This is a genomic window from Pedobacter terrestris, from assembly GCF_052343045.1.
Classification (GTDB): Bacteria; Bacteroidota; Bacteroidia; order Sphingobacteriales; family Sphingobacteriaceae; genus Pedobacter.
Map to the genome: position 1 here is coordinate 2,938,403 of NZ_CP180264.1, position 15,321 is coordinate 2,953,723.

The 15,321-nt window shown below is 36.6% G+C and carries 13 protein-coding genes; 9 read left to right on the forward strand and 4 right to left on the reverse strand.

Annotated features, from left to right (window positions below; all coding sequences use genetic code 11):
• Nucleotides 1-218: 218 nt before the first annotated feature.
• The 5 genes from ACJVDH_RS12355 (at nucleotide 219) to asnS (ending at nucleotide 5,765) form a co-directional block, all read left to right on the forward strand.
• Nucleotides 219-1,127, forward strand: a complete 909-nt coding sequence (locus ACJVDH_RS12355; RefSeq protein ID WP_443943708.1) for a helix-turn-helix domain-containing protein — start codon at nucleotides 219-221, stop codon at nucleotides 1,125-1,127.
• A gap of 81 nt (nucleotides 1,128-1,208) precedes the next feature.
• Nucleotides 1,209-1,568 carry a hypothetical protein gene (locus ACJVDH_RS12360; RefSeq protein WP_443943709.1) on the forward strand — a complete coding sequence of 120 codons (360 nt, stop codon included), beginning with the start codon at nucleotides 1,209-1,211 and terminating at the stop codon, nucleotides 1,566-1,568.
• A gap of 171 nt (nucleotides 1,569-1,739) precedes the next feature.
• Nucleotides 1,740-2,267 (forward strand): ferritin, encoded by a 528-nt coding sequence (locus ACJVDH_RS12365; RefSeq protein ID WP_443943710.1) that lies wholly within the window; start codon nucleotides 1,740-1,742, stop codon nucleotides 2,265-2,267.
• A gap of 595 nt (nucleotides 2,268-2,862) precedes the next feature.
• The gene (locus ACJVDH_RS12370; protein ID WP_443943711.1) at nucleotides 2,863-4,167 is read left to right on the forward strand and encodes a circularly permuted type 2 ATP-grasp protein; all 1,305 of its coding nucleotides are present in this window, start codon (nucleotides 2,863-2,865) and stop codon (nucleotides 4,165-4,167) included.
• A 149-nt stretch (nucleotides 4,168-4,316) separates the two neighbouring features.
• Nucleotides 4,317-5,765, forward strand: coding sequence for an asparagine--tRNA ligase (asnS, locus tag ACJVDH_RS12375; RefSeq protein ID WP_443943712.1), 1,449 nt, complete (start codon nucleotides 4,317-4,319; stop codon nucleotides 5,763-5,765).
• A 980-nt stretch (nucleotides 5,766-6,745) separates the two neighbouring features.
• On the opposite strand, the gene ACJVDH_RS12380 is transcribed toward asnS, so the two are convergent.
• Nucleotides 6,746-8,407, reverse strand: a complete 1,662-nt coding sequence (locus ACJVDH_RS12380) for an FMN-binding glutamate synthase family protein (RefSeq protein ID WP_443943713.1) — start codon at nucleotides 8,405-8,407, stop codon at nucleotides 6,746-6,748.
• 78 nt (nucleotides 8,408-8,485) lie between these two features.
• On the opposite strand from ACJVDH_RS12380, the gene ACJVDH_RS12385 reads away from it, so the two are divergent.
• Both ACJVDH_RS12385 and ACJVDH_RS12390 read left to right on the forward strand, forming a co-directional pair.
• The gene (locus ACJVDH_RS12385) at nucleotides 8,486-9,106 is read left to right on the forward strand and encodes an L-threonylcarbamoyladenylate synthase (protein WP_443943714.1); all 621 of its coding nucleotides are present in this window, start codon (nucleotides 8,486-8,488) and stop codon (nucleotides 9,104-9,106) included.
• 10 nt (nucleotides 9,107-9,116) lie between these two features.
• On the forward strand, nucleotides 9,117-9,560 hold the full coding sequence (locus ACJVDH_RS12390; RefSeq protein WP_443943715.1) for a DUF2721 domain-containing protein: 444 nt from the start codon (nucleotides 9,117-9,119) through the stop codon (nucleotides 9,558-9,560).
• Here the strand turns inward: ACJVDH_RS12390 and ACJVDH_RS12395 are convergent, their stop codons facing one another.
• The 3 genes from ACJVDH_RS12395 to ACJVDH_RS12405 form a co-directional block, all read right to left on the reverse strand.
• Complete coding sequence (locus ACJVDH_RS12395) at nucleotides 9,561-10,022, reverse strand: MaoC family dehydratase (RefSeq protein ID WP_443943716.1); 462 nt, start codon at nucleotides 10,020-10,022, stop codon at nucleotides 9,561-9,563. It lies immediately after the preceding gene.
• Between the two features lie 44 nt (nucleotides 10,023-10,066).
• Entirely contained in the window at nucleotides 10,067-10,660 is a 594-nt protein-coding gene (locus ACJVDH_RS12400) for a TIGR00730 family Rossman fold protein (RefSeq protein WP_443943717.1), read from the reverse strand.
• Between the two features lie 158 nt (nucleotides 10,661-10,818).
• Nucleotides 10,819-13,326, reverse strand: coding sequence for a DPP IV N-terminal domain-containing protein (locus ACJVDH_RS12405; protein WP_443943718.1), 2,508 nt, complete (start codon nucleotides 13,324-13,326; stop codon nucleotides 10,819-10,821).
• 181 nt (nucleotides 13,327-13,507) lie between these two features.
• Here ACJVDH_RS12405 and ACJVDH_RS12410 point away from each other — a divergent pair, with 181 nt between their 5' ends.
• Complete coding sequence (locus ACJVDH_RS12410; protein ID WP_443943719.1) at nucleotides 13,508-14,386, forward strand: polysaccharide deacetylase family protein; 879 nt, start codon at nucleotides 13,508-13,510, stop codon at nucleotides 14,384-14,386.
• Nucleotides 14,387-14,444: 58 nt separating this feature from the next.
• Nucleotides 14,445-15,299, forward strand: coding sequence for a polysaccharide deacetylase family protein (locus tag ACJVDH_RS12415; protein ID WP_443943720.1), 855 nt, complete (start codon nucleotides 14,445-14,447; stop codon nucleotides 15,297-15,299).
• Nucleotides 15,300-15,321 lie beyond the last annotated feature (22 nt).

A 15,321-nucleotide genomic window follows, 5' to 3' on the forward strand; every position in this document is an offset into this window, starting at 1 on the left:
TATTCAAAAAAACTAAACAAATGCCGCAAAATTGGTAAAATGAGCCGATGGCTATTATTTTAAGGACTCCTGAACAAAGCATTTTGTTTTTAATTATCTTTGCAAAGCAATAACGACCTGACACAACCAGACTTCCTAAAAAGCCGGGTATGGTTTAATTATAACCAAGTGTTAAAGAAAAATTGTTAAAAAATAATTAAGACGGTTCCGCGCAGCGCATGAAGCAACATTCCAGTAACAATAGAATCCCAAAAAATATTGAGGAAAAGTTTAAGCTAAATGAAGATCTGAATGTTACAAAACACGATGGCCCTTCAACAAATATATGCGGAAACCGGACATTCAGGCCTGTATCTTTCGCTTTAATTTTAATTACTGACGGAAAAACCGTGCTTAAAACAGATCTGAATCCAGATAATCTGAAAACACGGGATCTGGTTTTTCTTTTTCCGGGTTCAGTTTATGAATTTGGCGAGTTAACAACGGTTTCTTTCTTCCGTATTGGTTTTAAAAAGAGTTACCTAAAGAAGCAAAGCATCTTGCTGAACAGTGCAGAAAACTACCGTATTTTTCAGTCAAAATCTATCCGTAAATTTTCACTTACCGAAGAAGAATACAATGATATTCTGGCAAATATTCTTTGCCTCGAAAAAAGATTGGCTCTACCGAAAGGAATTTCCCACATCAATGAAATTATTCGCAACAGCTTTTTGGAAGTTTTGTACGACTTATTTCTGATCAACAACAAAAGAAACGGCTTTGAACCCGTAAAACACGATCGCAAAGCAGAAATTACAGGCAGGTTTTTAAATATGCTTACCGATCAGTTTAGAAAAGAAAAACGCGTGCAGCATTATGCAGATGCATTGTTTATCACATCCAGACATTTAAGTCAGGTTGTAAAAGAAGTAACTGGAAAAACTGCCAGCGAAATTATTATTGAAATGGTTATCCGTGAAGCAAAAATTTTACTAACAGGTCACATCCTGAACGTTTCTGAAGTTTCTGAGGCACTGAGTTTTAGCAACGCTTCATTTTTCGGCAAATATTTTAAAAAATATACCGGAATTTCTCCGTCAGAATACCGGTCGGGAAATAAAATCGCGCAACCTCCTATCTTTCAATAATAAGCGAATCGGCGATAAATACAGGAAAATATTTACAATTTTATTTGTATTTAATCTAAATAATCGCAACTTTTGCAAACGATGGAAAAAGCCTGTATTGATCTAAACGAATTGGTTGACGTATTCTCAAACGCATATGGTGCCGTTTATCAATCTGATAAACTCAATTGCTTTTATATTGATTTCGGTGGGAAATTTGCCAGATTTAATTGCCTTTCTCTCCAGAAATTAAAAAAATCTGTTGAAGCTTTTGACATCGATTCCATGTTGTTAAATGCAAATAATGTAGATTTTGAACTGGTTACTTTTAATGGATGTGAACACATCTATTTATTAGATGCATTGGAAATTCTGGGTTTACGAGAATTGTTACAAGGAACATTTACCATGTTTAAATTAAACCACCTTATCAACGATTGCCTGCAACGTCTGGTTTACTAAATGGTATCGGGTTTATGATTTAACCTTCGTCCAGCCCTCGCCCCTTCTTTATTTAAACTCATTATAAATACTTATAAATTAGCAATTTAGACTAATTTCATATTGTAAATAAATCACACAAGATGGTTAAGTGTGTGTTACATTTGTAACATCATTTAAGCAAAAGGCAATATGAAAGATTTAATGAGAATTAAATGTTTGATCTCTCAAGAGATTGAAACACTACTTAACCAACAGATTAAAAAAGAGGCTCACTCTTCATCTCTATATTTATCAATGTCATCTTGGTGCAACCAAAATGGATTCGATTTTTCTTCAGATTATTTCACTAAACAATCTGAGGAGGAGCGTGTACACCAAATGAAACTGTTTAAATATGTTTTGGATATGGGTGGAAATGCTATTTCTCCTGAAGTTACAGACATCAAAACCGAATTTTCAAGTTTTAGAGAGGTTTTTGAAGATGCTTTGGAAGCAGAGATTGCAATTACACAGAGCTTTAAAAATATTGCTGCAAGATGCCATAAAGAAATGGATTTTGTAACGATGGAATTCTTAAACTGGTTCTTAAAAGAACAACGTGAAGAAGAATACAAAGCACGCAGAGCGCTGGAACTTTTTGAAGTAATTGGCGAAGAAGGAACAGGAAGATGGGAAATTGACAAACATGTTAATAAAATTACCTATTCTGAAGATTAATTTCTGAATACACTAACAAAACAAATATGAAGCTATCCACCATCAGGATAGCTTTTTTTTATGTCCAAATTTTTCCATAAAAAAAGGTCCCAAATTTACTTCGGGACCTTTCGGTTAGTTGGTTTGGTTTATGTTGATTATGATAATTCTTTTTTCGTCATTCTTATAAAAAAAGCGCCGTTACCAGCGCTTTTTTTAAACCAAATATATAATAATAATTAACGAGCATTACAAAAGTACGAATACAACTGATAAAAGCAATATTTTTTTCAATTTTTTTTCAAATAACCAAAAATACCGAAGCAAAAACACAACTTATACGTAGAAAAAACATTAAAAAATAATATTAAGTTAATTTATTAGATTTTTAATACGATAAAATCACCAATTTTTAATTTAAAAACATACATTAAGGACATATTTAAGTATATGATAGATGATTTTATTAAAAAATACTTAAATCATCCGAATACGTACGATGAAATGTTGTCAAACGGCGAACTTTACAAATCATTATCGAAATTTCATCAATAACTTCTCCCAAGAATCGCTGGAAAATCTCAACAAGAAAGAAGAACTTGCTAAAAAACTATTCATGAGCCAGGGAATCACCTTCACCGTTTACAATAGTGGTGAAGGCATAGAAAAAATTTTCCCTTTTGATATTATACCGCGCATTATCACTTCTGTAGAGTGGTCTTTTATTGAAAAAGGAATTAAACAACGTTTAAAAGCGCTGAATCTTTTTCTTAAAGATGTATATAGCAATCAATTTATTTTGAAAGACCAAATTGTTCCTGCACGTGTAATTTATTCTTGCCCGCATTTTTTAAGAGAGATGCACAACGTAAATGTATTACACGATATATATATCCATATTGCTGGCATAGACTTGATTCGCGACCACGACGGTACATTTTACGTTCTTGAAGATAATCTGCGTACGCCTTCAGGCGTAAGTTACATGCTCGAGAATCGCGAAATCACCAAACGTCTTTTCCGAGATCTAATCCCGAAATGCGGTGTAAGAAGCGTTACGGAGTATCCCAGCATTTTATACAAAAACTTAATGGCCATTTCGCCAAGAGCCGTTTCAAACCCAACAATTGTATTGCTTAGTCCAGGCATGTATAACTCGGCATATTACGAACACACTACACTCGCCCGACTAATGGGCGTTGAGTTGGTGGAAGGTCGAGATTTGGTGGTCAAAAATCAAAAGGTATATATGAAGACTACATACATTGATTACATCCATCAGGAAAATTTTGACGGAATGGCAATGATGAAAGAAACCACAAATGCTATCCGTACACAAGACGATACGCCTTACCAAATTGCAATAAAATACTACGCTTACGTTTTCCAAAATTTCGAATACGTAAAAGGAATCACCGCTGTAGATACCACAATAGATGAAATCTTAGCACTTAAAGCAGGTGTCTGTCAAGATTTTGCACACATCTTAACGGCTATGTTGCGGTTAATGGGTATTCCGGCAAGGTATGTAAGCGGCTATATTTGTCCCAATAAAAACGGAATGCGTGGCGAAGGCGCAACACACGCATGGGCAGAAGCTTTTTTACCCGATTATGGCTGGCTCGGATTGGATCCAACCAACAATTGTATCGCAAATGAAAACTATGTCCGTTTAGCAGTAGGCAGAAATTTTGCAGATTGTTCTCCGGTTAAAGGCGTTTATAAAGGTAGTTTTGAGCATGTAATGGAAGTTAATGTTTCTGTTGGATATACCGAAGATGATGTGCAGGAGAATGATCAGTATTTTAAGCCTACAGAAATCAAGTACACCAAACCTTCTGCCCTAACAACAACCAGCCGCAGGCAAAACAGTTACCAGCAATACATGGAAGCGATGCAGCAACAGCAGCAACAGCAATAAAATAAATTACTTATTATTTCGAAGCCTGTACATTGTACGGGCTTCTTTGTTTAGCGAAGCGATGAACTAAAATAAGGCATTTGCATTTCTCAATCCTTTGCGGTTTATTCCTTATTTTTTCTAAATTTGCCACCTTTATTAACTATAATATGATTAAGAGACAGCAAATTAAAGATTTATTAAAATCGACAGCGTTTAACACAGAAGTAACGGTTATGGGATGGGTTAGAACTTTCCGCAATAATCAGTTTATTGCATTAAATGACGGATCTTGCATGAGCAATATCCAAGTTGTGGTTGATTTTAATAATTTACCAGAGGAGCTGTTGAAAAGAATTACCACAGGTGCAGCAATTTCTGCAACAGGAAAGTTGGTAGAATCAGTAGGAAAAGGCCAAACCGTAGAAATTAAGGCAACTCATATTGAAATTTTAGGTGATAGCGATCCTGAAAAATTTCCTTTGCAACCTAAAAAACACAGTTTAGAATTTTTACGTGAAATTGCGCATTTGCGTTTCCGAACCAATACATTTAACGCCGTTTTTAAAGTTAGACATGCACTTGCATTTGCCATACATCAGTTTTACAACGAACGCGGTTTTGTTTACATGCACACGCCAGTAATCACTGCAAGCGATGCGGAAGGTGCGGGTGAAATGTTTAAAGTGACCACACTTGATTTTGATAATACACCACGTACGGACGATGGAAAAGTGGATTTTAGTCAGGATTTCTTCGGCCGTGCCACAAACCTTACTGTATCCGGGCAATTGGAAGGCGAGCTTGCTGCAATGGCCTTTGGAAAAATTTACACTTTTGGACCAACTTTCCGCGCGGAAAACTCCAATACAACCCGCCATTTGGCAGAATTTTGGATGATTGAGCCCGAATTTGCCTTCGCAGATCTGGAAGACAACATGCAACTTGCAGAAGATATGATGAAGTATGTAATTAAATATGCTTTAGAAAACTGCAAAGAGGAACTTGAGTTTTTGAATGCTCGCCTTGCTGAGGAAGACAAACAAAAACCACAGAATGAGCGCAGCGAATTTACTTTGTTAGAAAAACTTGATTTCTGTTTAACTAATGATTTTGAACGGTTAACCTATACAGAAGCGATTAAAATTTTAAGATCTTCGAAACCAAATCAGAAAAAACAATTCAAATATCTGATTGACGAATGGGGTGCAGATTTACAAAGTGAACACGAACGTTACCTGGTAGAAAAACACTTTAAAAAACCAGTAATTTTAACAGATTACCCGGCAGATATTAAATCGTTCTATATGCGCCAAAACGAGCCAGATGCAGAAGGTAGAAAAACTGTTGCTGCAATGGATATTCTTTTCCCAGGAATTGGCGAAATGATTGGAGGATCGCAACGCGAAGAACGTTTAGAAAAATTAACCCAACGCATGGACGAACTAGATATTCCTCAGGATGAATTGTGGTGGTATTTAGACACTCGCCGTTTCGGTTCTGCACCACACTCTGGCTTTGGATTAGGCTTTGAACGTTTGGTACTCTTCGTAACCGGAATGACGAACATCAGAGATGTAATTGCTTTTCCACGTTTTCCAAAAAATGCAGAATTTTAACAGATAAAAAACCAAGTTTCGTATACATAAATACGAAACTTGGTTTACAAATTCTTCGATAAATATATGATACCTGAACACTTAACGGTATGAATTATATAGTAGCAATGAATATAGCTGCGTATCGTAGACTAAAATTTGACAAAGCCTTATTTTTTTTAACATCTAAGAGAAAATAGGAGCCAGATAGTAGATGAAATCCATAAACGCTTTATCTTTTAACCGTGTAGTCATATAGAAAAATAAAAGCTATAGGTTTATATGGTAAATGAAAAACTATAAACGCTTTATCTTTTAACCATATAGACAGATAGAAAAATAAAAGCTATAGGTTTATATGGTAAATGAAAAATCATAAACGCTTTATCTTTTAACCATATAGACAGATAGAAAAATAAAAGCTAGAGGTCTATATGGTAAATGAAAATCCATAAACGCTTTATCTTTAAACCATATAGACATATAGAAAAATAAAAGCTAAAGGTTTATTTGGTAAATGAAAAATCATAAACGCTTTATCTTTTAACCATATAAGACATATAGAAAAATAAAAGCTATAGGTTTATATGGTAAATGAAAAATCATAAACGCTTTATCTTTTAACCATATAAGACATATAGAAAAATAAAAGCTATAGGTTTATATGGTAAATGAAAAACCATAAACGCTTTATCTTTTAACCATATTGACATATAAGAAAAATAAAAGCTAAAGGTCTATTTGGTAAATGAAAAACCATAAACGCTTTATCTTTTAACCATATAGACAGATAGAAAAATAAAAGCTATAGGTTTATATGGTAAATGAAAAATCATAAACGCTTTATCTTTTAACCGTGTAGTCATATAGAAAAATAAAAGCTATAGGTCTATATGGTAAATGAAAATCCATAAACGCTTTATATTTTAACCATATAGACATATAAGAAAAATAAAAGCTATAGGTCTATATAGTAAAAATAAACAGTGTTTAAAAAGGAATCAATGTCCATCTTCTTGCAAAGTATCGCTATAAGGATTAGCGTGCGCGTAATCAACAGCAGAAACCTTATAATCCGTTGGTGCAAAACTTTCTGCGCTACTTAATGACATACCAAGTTCATAACGCACAGGATATGGTGTTTGCAACAAACTCCCTTTTGGGATATATGGAAAAGTTTCAAGATAAGATTGCATTAAATTCGGGCTTACGCGTCTGTTAATGTACGCGCGTGTCAACTGTGCAGGTTCGCGCAAGCCAGCTGCACCTAAAAGTTCTACAGCGCTTGAAACGGTAAGATTATGAAAATTCTTAACTCTCACGCGTTTATCTTCTACCACCAAACCTTTCATTAAACTTTGATCTTGCGTAGCTACGCCAGTTGGGCAAGTATTGCTATTACATTCCAAAGCCTGAATACAACCTAATGCAAACATCATTCCGCGGGCAGCGTTACACATATCAGCACCAAGCGCAATGTTTTTTACCAAATCAAAACCGGTTGCAACCTTACCAGAAGCTATAATTTTAATGTGCTGTTTAAGATCAAAGCCGGTAAGCACATCAAAAACAAATGCCACAGCTTCTCTTAACGGCATACCAACAGAGTTTGAAAATTCTTGCGGCGCAGCACCCGTCCCACCTTCACCTCCATCTACAGTAATAAAATCGGGGTAGATTTTCGTTTGAATCATCGCCTTACAAATGGCATAAAACTCACTTCTGCGGCCAATACACAATTTAAATCCGACAGGTTTACCATCAGACAAATCGCGCAGTTGTTTCACAAAATTCAACAGTTCCAAAGGTGTACTGAAAGCAGAGTGACCCGGAGGGGAAAGTACATCTTTTCCTTCCGGAACCAGACGAATACGCGCGACTTCTGGTGTCACCTTTTTACCCGGCAACATACCGCCGTGTCCTGGTTTAGCACCTTGAGACAATTTAATTTCGATCATTTTGACCTGATCGGTTTTCGCTCTATCTGCGTAAGCCTCGTAGTTAAAAGTTCCATCCGCATTGCGGCAACCAAAATAGCCAGTCCCAATCTGCCAGATTAAATCTCCGCCTGGCTGACGGTGATAATCACTTATACCACCTTCTCCAGTATTGTGTGCAAACTTACCAAGCTTTGCACCGCCATTGAGCGCCAGAATTGCATTCTGACTTAGTGAGCCAAAACTCATTGCAGAGATGTTGTAAATACTGGCAGAATAAGGTTGTTTACAATCCGGGCCACCAACAAGCACTCTCGGATCGAGGTTCAAATCATGGTGAGAAATTGCCGCAATACTGTGGCTCAACCATTCATATCCATTGTCATAAACATTAAGCTGCGTGCCAAAAGGAATAGTGTCATTATCCAGTTTTGCTCTCTGATAAATTAAAGAGCGATTTAATCTGCTGTAGGGCGTTCCATTGGTATCACTTTCTACGAAATACTGGTACACCTTAGGTCGAAGATCTTCTGCAAAATACCGCAAACGGCCTACAACCGGATAATTCCGAACTATACTGTGTTTGGGTTGGATTAAATCATAAATACCGAGTAAAACCACCGGGCCTGTAAAAATGGAAATCCACCACAATGGCGGATGGATCAGTCCCAGCATAATGGTCAATGCAACCAAAAATGCCGCAATGGCGATAAAAGCTTTTCTCATGTCTTGCTAATTGGTTAAATAAAGTACAAAGATTAGGATTATTAAACAAGTGATATCATAAAATTGTTATTTTTACCTATGATAATAAAGATTTATCCCGAAAATCCGAATGAGCGCGCTATTGATCAAGTTGTTGAAGTGCTTAAAAAAGGTGGACTGGTTATTTATCCAACCGATACAATTTATGGTTTAGGTTGCGACATTACTAACCCAAAAGCCATAGAAAAGATTTGCCGTATTCGTGGTATCAAACCAGAAAAAGCCAATTTCTCTTTTATCTGCCACGATTTAAGCCACATTGCCGATTATATTAAACCGATTGACAATACAACATTCAGAGTGGTAAAAAAAGCTTTACCTGGCCCGTTTACATTTATTTTCAACGCGAACAATAACGCACCAAAATTACTGAGTTCCAACAAAAAAACGGTTGGTATCCGCGTACCTGACAATACTATTGCCCGTTCTATTGTTAAAGCACTTGGAAATCCAATTCTATCAACTTCCATCAAAGATGATGATGATGTAATTGAATATTCTACCGATCCGGATTTGATTCATGAAAAATACGAGAACCTGGTTGATTTAGTTATTGATGGTGGTTATGGCGACAATGAAGCGTCAACTGTAGTTGATTGTACCAATGGGGATTTTGAAGTGATTCGTGAAGGTAAAGGCGATATTGAGGAATTTTTATAGCCGATAAAATATGGAATTAACGGTAAATATACCTGCTTTACTTTTCCCGGCCATTAGCTTGATTATGCTGGCATACACCAATCGTTTTCTGGCGCTTGCAACTTTGGTACGCAGCTTAAAAGCAAAATATGAAGATGGAAATAAAAATGTTGGTTTACACAACCAGATCAGGAATTTACGCTATCGCCTGCGTTTGATAAAGAACATGCAGGCATTTGGCGTGTTGAGTTTTGCCTGTTGTTTATTCTGCATGTTCTTTATTTATCTGGAATGGAACACCACGGCAGAAGCATTATTTGCCATGAGTCTGATATTTTTTATGGTTTCTTTAATCATTTCATTGATTGAAATTCAGATCAGTACAAAGGCACTTGAGCTTGAATTGAGCAATTTGGAAGATCTCGAAGATCCATCCATTTCGACATTCATCAAGAAAAAATTTCAGAAAAACTGATTAGGACATAAAGTGGTATAGAAAAACAACTTCACCGGTAAATGCTGGCTTTTTCTGTCCTTCAATTTCCATTTCAATTCCCATATGTACTTTTGTAACGCCGCGCAGGTTTACAATTGACGACAATTTAGCCTTCAGCCTGATTTTGCTATTTACCAATACCGGTTGTGCAAAACGCAGGTTTTCTATACCATAATTGATTTCCATTTTAAGGTTACGGATTTCTACAATTTCTTTCCATAAATATGGAATAAGCGAAAGCGTAAGATATCCGTGTGCAATTGTGGAACCAAAAGGACCTTCGTTTTTTGCTTTTTCCTCATCAACGTGAATCCATTGATGATCTAGCGTTGCATCGGCAAATTTGTTGATTTGTTCTTGAGTAATGGTATGCCACGATGAAATGCCCAACTCTTGTCCCAAGTGCTGTTCAAATTCTCCGTAATTTGATATGATCTGCATATATGAAATTATTTTTTAAGCTGTATATGCCCTTTCGGGATAAGTTAGATGAGATTGCGTTCGTGAAACCAGACATCATCCGGCGTAGCCGAAAACTGATCCATTTTATGAATAAGTGTTGCCGCATCAGCTTCATTAAAAACCAATGCACGGTTTGCCTCTTTCAAAAAACGATTCTGAACCATCATATCCATTTGTGCAAATAAAGGATCATAAAACCCATTTACATTTAATACGCCAATAGGTTTATTATGAAGGCCGAGTTGCAACCAGGTAAGTACTTCAAAAAATTCTTCAAGTGTACCAAAACCGCCAGGAAGAATGATAAAACCATCACTTAAATCGGCCATTTTTTGTTTTCGCTGGTGCATATTTTCGGTGATGATCATTTCAGTAACTGAACGATGACCAACTTCTTTATCCATTAAAAATTGTGGAATTACACCCGTAACGGTGCCTTTTATCGCCAAAACATCGTCGGCTAAAACGCCCATAACGCCAACACTACCGCCGCCGTAAACCAAATTGATTTTTTCTTGAACCAATGTTTCTGCCAACTGCAATATGGATTTTCGCAATTGCGCATCCCCGTTGAAATTAGACCCGCAGTATACACAAACCGACTTTAATTTATTCATGGTATAAAATTTACCGAAGTTAACGTTTTATCGTTTCTTACAGAAGTTTACTTATGCACAAAAGCACATTATAAACACACTTTTTAGGTAAAATGTAAATCATAAAGAAGCCTAAAAGCTCCTTTATGATTATGAAACGATGTGTTTTATAAAGCTGACTATTTCCCGTTCTGTTCTATATCCCGATCCATTTCGCGAAGATCAACTTCACTTGGATCTGAAAAATCACCGATGAGATATTTGTTGAAATGATCTGCAAGTTTCCAAAACGCATATTCTGTCATATCTCCAAATGCATGGCGTTGGCCCGGAATTAAAAGAAAATCAAAACGCTTTCCGGCTTTCATCAACGCATTAGCAACGCGAATTGAATTTGCCGGATGAACGTTGTTGTCTACATCTCCATGCATCAATAACAAATGCCCTTTAAGGTTTTTCGCCAGATCAGGATTTTTTTCAATACTGTATTTGAAGGAAGTATCGCCTTTAAGGGAAACGATTTCTTTTACACCATGATGTTTTTCACTCCACCAACGGTTATAAATGCTGTTGTCATGATTTCCGGCATTAGAAACGGCAACTTTGAAAAAATCAGGATAGACCAGCATTGCGGCTGTAGACATGAAACCACCACCAGAATGGCCAGTAATCCCTACTTTTTGATCGTCAATAAAAGAATATCTTGACGCCAATTGTTCAATAGCCGTTTTTTTATCGGCCAATCCATAATCGCGTAAATTTCCATATCCAAAAGTATGGTACCATTTAGAGCGTGAGGGATTTCCGCCGCGATTACCCACCGTAATTACAATGTAGCCGAACTGAGCTAAACGCTCTGTACGGTCCATACTTTTACTAAATGCTTTATTTACCGCTTCTGTTTGCGGGCCTGGATAAACATATTCTATAATCGGATACTTCTTATTCGGGTCAAAATCAAAAGGTTTATACATTACGCCATACAAATCTGTAATTCCATCGTCTGCTTTTACGGTAAATGGTTCTGGAAATTTGTAACCTGCAGACATCAATAATGACAAATCTGTCGTTTCAAGTTCCATTACTTTAAGTCCGTTTTTACCATACAACGTCGCTTTCGGCGCAGTATTTACGCGAGAATAATTGTCAACAAAGTAAGAATTGTTATCATTCATACTTACTTGATGATCAAAATTTCCGGTATTTAGTAATTTAAGGTTAGAACCATCAAAATTAATACTGTACAAATGCAGATAATATGGATCTTCTTTTGCCTCTCTCCCATTTGCAGTAAAATACAATACTCGGTTTTTCTCATCAATATTTACAATGCTTTCGCAATGGAAAGCGCCTTTTGTAATTTGATTTTTTAGTTTCCCATTTCCATCGTACAAGTAAAAGTGTGCCCAGCCGTCACGTTCGCTCCAGTGAATCAACTCTTTGCCATCATTTACAATTCCGGGTCTGTTTAGCTCAACATAGGTATTAAAGCGTTCATCAATTAATGGAGTTACTTTTCCGGTGGCAATATCAACAGTTGCAATATCAATACGTTTTAAATCTCTGCTTGTTCGCGAGAAATAGAAACGATTGTTGTTACCTAACCAGACTGAAGGACGAAATTCATTGTCGCGGTCTTTAGCCAGCGCAGGGCGGCTCCAAACCGAAACACTCTGATCTTTAAAGGCAGAAACATTAAGTTTTTTATTGGTTTTAGCCGCAAAATCAAAGAGTAAAACTTCATCCTGAGGTGCATCAGCTTCGCCCGGCATTTGATATTTGTAGGTTTCGAGCGTTGGCCTGCCCGCAGTAACACTGTTAATTACCCAAAGGTCTTTTACTTTGCGCGAATCTGTACGATCTAAAACAAAGTACTTTGAATTTGGCGACCACAGTACATAAGCTGCACGGCGTTTTTTATTGTTTTTTTCATTTTCTACATTGTTTTCTCCATCGCCATCGCTGCCATAGCTGTAAAATTTTACGCCATCTTTTGTGAGTTGATGCTCTACAATCGTACTGTCTTCTTCATTAGTGATGGCTTTTTTGTAGTTTTCTTTATCCATCCAGTACAAATTATAATTGCGCGAAAAAACAATTGCCGATGAATCTGGCGCTACAGAACCCCAGTTTGGTTTTGCCTTTGGTTTGCTGTAATTCGGTACTTCCGTCAGCTTTGCAGAAGCCAGATCGTACCTGAAAGAGAAAATCTTTTTTTGAAGAGAATCTGCTGCTTTTTTATCTTTACGGTCTTTTTTCAGTTCATCTATCGTACTTTTCACTTCAAAAGTGATGCTCTTTTCATCCGAAGAAAACTTTAAATTTTCTAAAGGCAAGTGTTCAGCATCGAAAGGATCACGAACAATCATTGTAATTGCCGATGCCAATTTGCTGTTATCAAATAATACCGATTTATTTTTTGCAGAAGGATCGACAAGATACCAGAATTTGCCTTTCGGAGTTTCAAAAGTATACCAGAATTTATTGCTGAGTTTTAACCAGTGCGGATCAACCGAAATAGAATACACCATCTTTTTTAATTTATTGGGCGAGAAACGCGATGCCAATTGATAATTTGCCTTTGCCTGTGGCGCAGTATTCTCTGTAATGGTGAAGGTTTTGGTTTGTGCAATAGCAGCAATACTAAAAAATTGTGCTGCCACCAGAAGTTTGTAAATCTTGTTCATTTAATAGTTAGTTTGAAACGCCAAAAATATTTAAAATTGCAGCGATAAAAGATGCGGACTCTGTAATAAATGCGATAGCTATATTTCTTTTTCCCCGCCTGAGAAAATTTTCAACACCAGTCTATCATCTATATAAATTATATAAAGCTTTTTATAGTTTTGCTGCAAAATAAATCACCCTATGAAATTTACATTACTAACCATTATAACCGCTGGCGCAATTATATTTTCGAGCTGCCAATCCGAATCTAAAGGCAAAACCGCAGAAGCGCAAAAATCTGCAGCAGACACAGTTGCAACAAAAAACACCACATCAGAAAAAATAGATGTATCAAACATCAAAGTAGCAGATGCCAAAACCATCCTCGCGCGTAAGCAGGTTCCGATTTTATGTTATCACCAGGTTAGAAACTGGAAACCTACCGATGGAAAAGTAGGCAAAGACTACATTGTAGAAATTCAGAATTTTAAAGACCAAATGAAAATGTTGGCCGATAGCGGTTACCATACCATTTTACCAGATCAACTTTATGCTTATCTAAATACCGGCGCAGCTTTGCCGAGCAAACCAATTATGCTCACTTTTGATGATACAGATATGGATCAGTTTACCATTGTGCGCCCAACTTTAGAGAAATTAGGTTATAAAGCCGTATATTTTATTATGACGGTTTCTATCGGCCGCAAAGGGAAGTTTGTAGATTACATGACCAAAGAACAGATTAAACAACTTTCTGATGAAGGAAATGTGATTGGAAGCCATACGTACGATCACAAAAATTTCAAAAAATATGCGGGTAAAGATTGGGAAGAACAATTAGATAAGCCGACCAAAAAACTGGAAGAAATTACCGGTAAAACCATGACAGAATTTGCCTATCCATTCGGTTTGTGGAATGCAGAAGGTATTCCAGAATTGAAAAAAAGAGGATTCAGAATGGCCTACCAATTATCTACAAAAAGAGACGAAAAAGATCCTTTGTTTACCATCCGCAGAATTATTGCAAGTGGTTATTGGAGTCCGAAAACGCTGAGCAACAGCATTAAAAACAGCTTTTAAACCAATAAAACTCTGGCCAAATATTTCAATTTTGCCAGAGTTTACTTCAAATATATTTATGAACAGATACCTGCCATTAGCCGTTATCATTCCCCTATTTTTTACATCTTGTAAAAATAAATCAACAGCAGAGAAAGCAACTGCTCCGGCCACAGAACAAACCAAAGATTCTATAGCTACAAAACCAGCCGATAATGCAACCATTTTATCCCGCAGGGAAGTTCCGGTATTGTGTTACCATCAAATTAGAAATACTGTTGCCAGCGATAGTAAACGCGCACATGATGATATCATTGCGCCAGATAAATTTAAAGAACATATTAAGATGCTAGCGGACAGTGGTTACCACACCATTTTGCCAGATCAATTGTATAATTACCTGGTTTATGGAGCAAAACTGCCGGAGAAGCCAATTATGATTACTTTTGATGATACCGATATGGATCAGTTTACTACCGGTGCAGCAACTTTAAAACAATATGGTTTTAAGGGCGTATATTTCATCATGACGGTTTCTATCGGTCGCAAAGGCCGTATAAATTATATGACCAAAGCGCAGATTAAACAACTTTCTGATGAAGGCAGTACGATAGCAAGCCATACATATGACCATAAAAATTTCGCCCATTTTACAGATGAAGATTGGAAAACTCAGATAGATGAGCCTACCAAAAAACTGGAAGAAATTACGGGTAAAAAAGTAGAATATTTTGCCTATCCATATGGCGTATATAAAGCGGCCAACCTGCACAAACTGAAGGAACATGGTTTTAAAGCAGCATTTATTCTGTCTACCGCGCGCGATGAAAATTATCCGTTGTATACCATCCGCAGAATTATCGATCCGGGAAGGTACACCGCAAAAAATTTGTATTACAGCATTAACAAAAGCTTCAACAAACCCAAACAATAATGCGTTAATTTCATTTAACAAA

What these genes read in the sequence shown, in the direction of transcription:
- ACJVDH_RS12390 (WP_443943715.1), top strand. Translation starts at nt 9,117, where the DNA reads ATGGAATTAACGGTAAATATACCTGCTTTACTTTTCCCGGCCATTAGC.
- ACJVDH_RS12395 (WP_443943716.1), bottom strand. Translation starts at nt 10,022, where the DNA reads ATGCAGATCATATCAAATTACGGAGAATTTGAACAGCACTTGGGACAA.
- ACJVDH_RS12370 (WP_443943711.1), top strand. Translation starts at nt 2,863, where the DNA reads ATGAGCCAGGGAATCACCTTCACCGTTTACAATAGTGGTGAAGGCATA.
- ACJVDH_RS12405 (WP_443943718.1), bottom strand. Translation starts at nt 13,326, where the DNA reads ATGAACAAGATTTACAAACTTCTGGTGGCAGCACAATTTTTTAGTATT.
- ACJVDH_RS12400 (WP_443943717.1), bottom strand. Translation starts at nt 10,660, where the DNA reads ATGAATAAATTAAAGTCGGTTTGTGTATACTGCGGGTCTAATTTCAAC.
- ACJVDH_RS12410 (WP_443943719.1), top strand. Translation starts at nt 13,508, where the DNA reads ATGAAATTTACATTACTAACCATTATAACCGCTGGCGCAATTATATTT.
- ACJVDH_RS12385 (WP_443943714.1), top strand. Translation starts at nt 8,486, where the DNA reads ATGATAATAAAGATTTATCCCGAAAATCCGAATGAGCGCGCTATTGAT.
- ACJVDH_RS12380 (WP_443943713.1), bottom strand. Translation starts at nt 8,407, where the DNA reads ATGAGAAAAGCTTTTATCGCCATTGCGGCATTTTTGGTTGCATTGACC.
- ACJVDH_RS12365 (WP_443943710.1), top strand. Translation starts at nt 1,740, where the DNA reads ATGAAAGATTTAATGAGAATTAAATGTTTGATCTCTCAAGAGATTGAA.
- ACJVDH_RS12415 (WP_443943720.1), top strand. Translation starts at nt 14,445, where the DNA reads ATGAACAGATACCTGCCATTAGCCGTTATCATTCCCCTATTTTTTACA.
- asnS (WP_443943712.1), top strand. Translation starts at nt 4,317, where the DNA reads ATGATTAAGAGACAGCAAATTAAAGATTTATTAAAATCGACAGCGTTT.
- ACJVDH_RS12360 (WP_443943709.1), top strand. Translation starts at nt 1,209, where the DNA reads ATGGAAAAAGCCTGTATTGATCTAAACGAATTGGTTGACGTATTCTCA.
- ACJVDH_RS12355 (WP_443943708.1), top strand. Translation starts at nt 219, where the DNA reads ATGAAGCAACATTCCAGTAACAATAGAATCCCAAAAAATATTGAGGAA.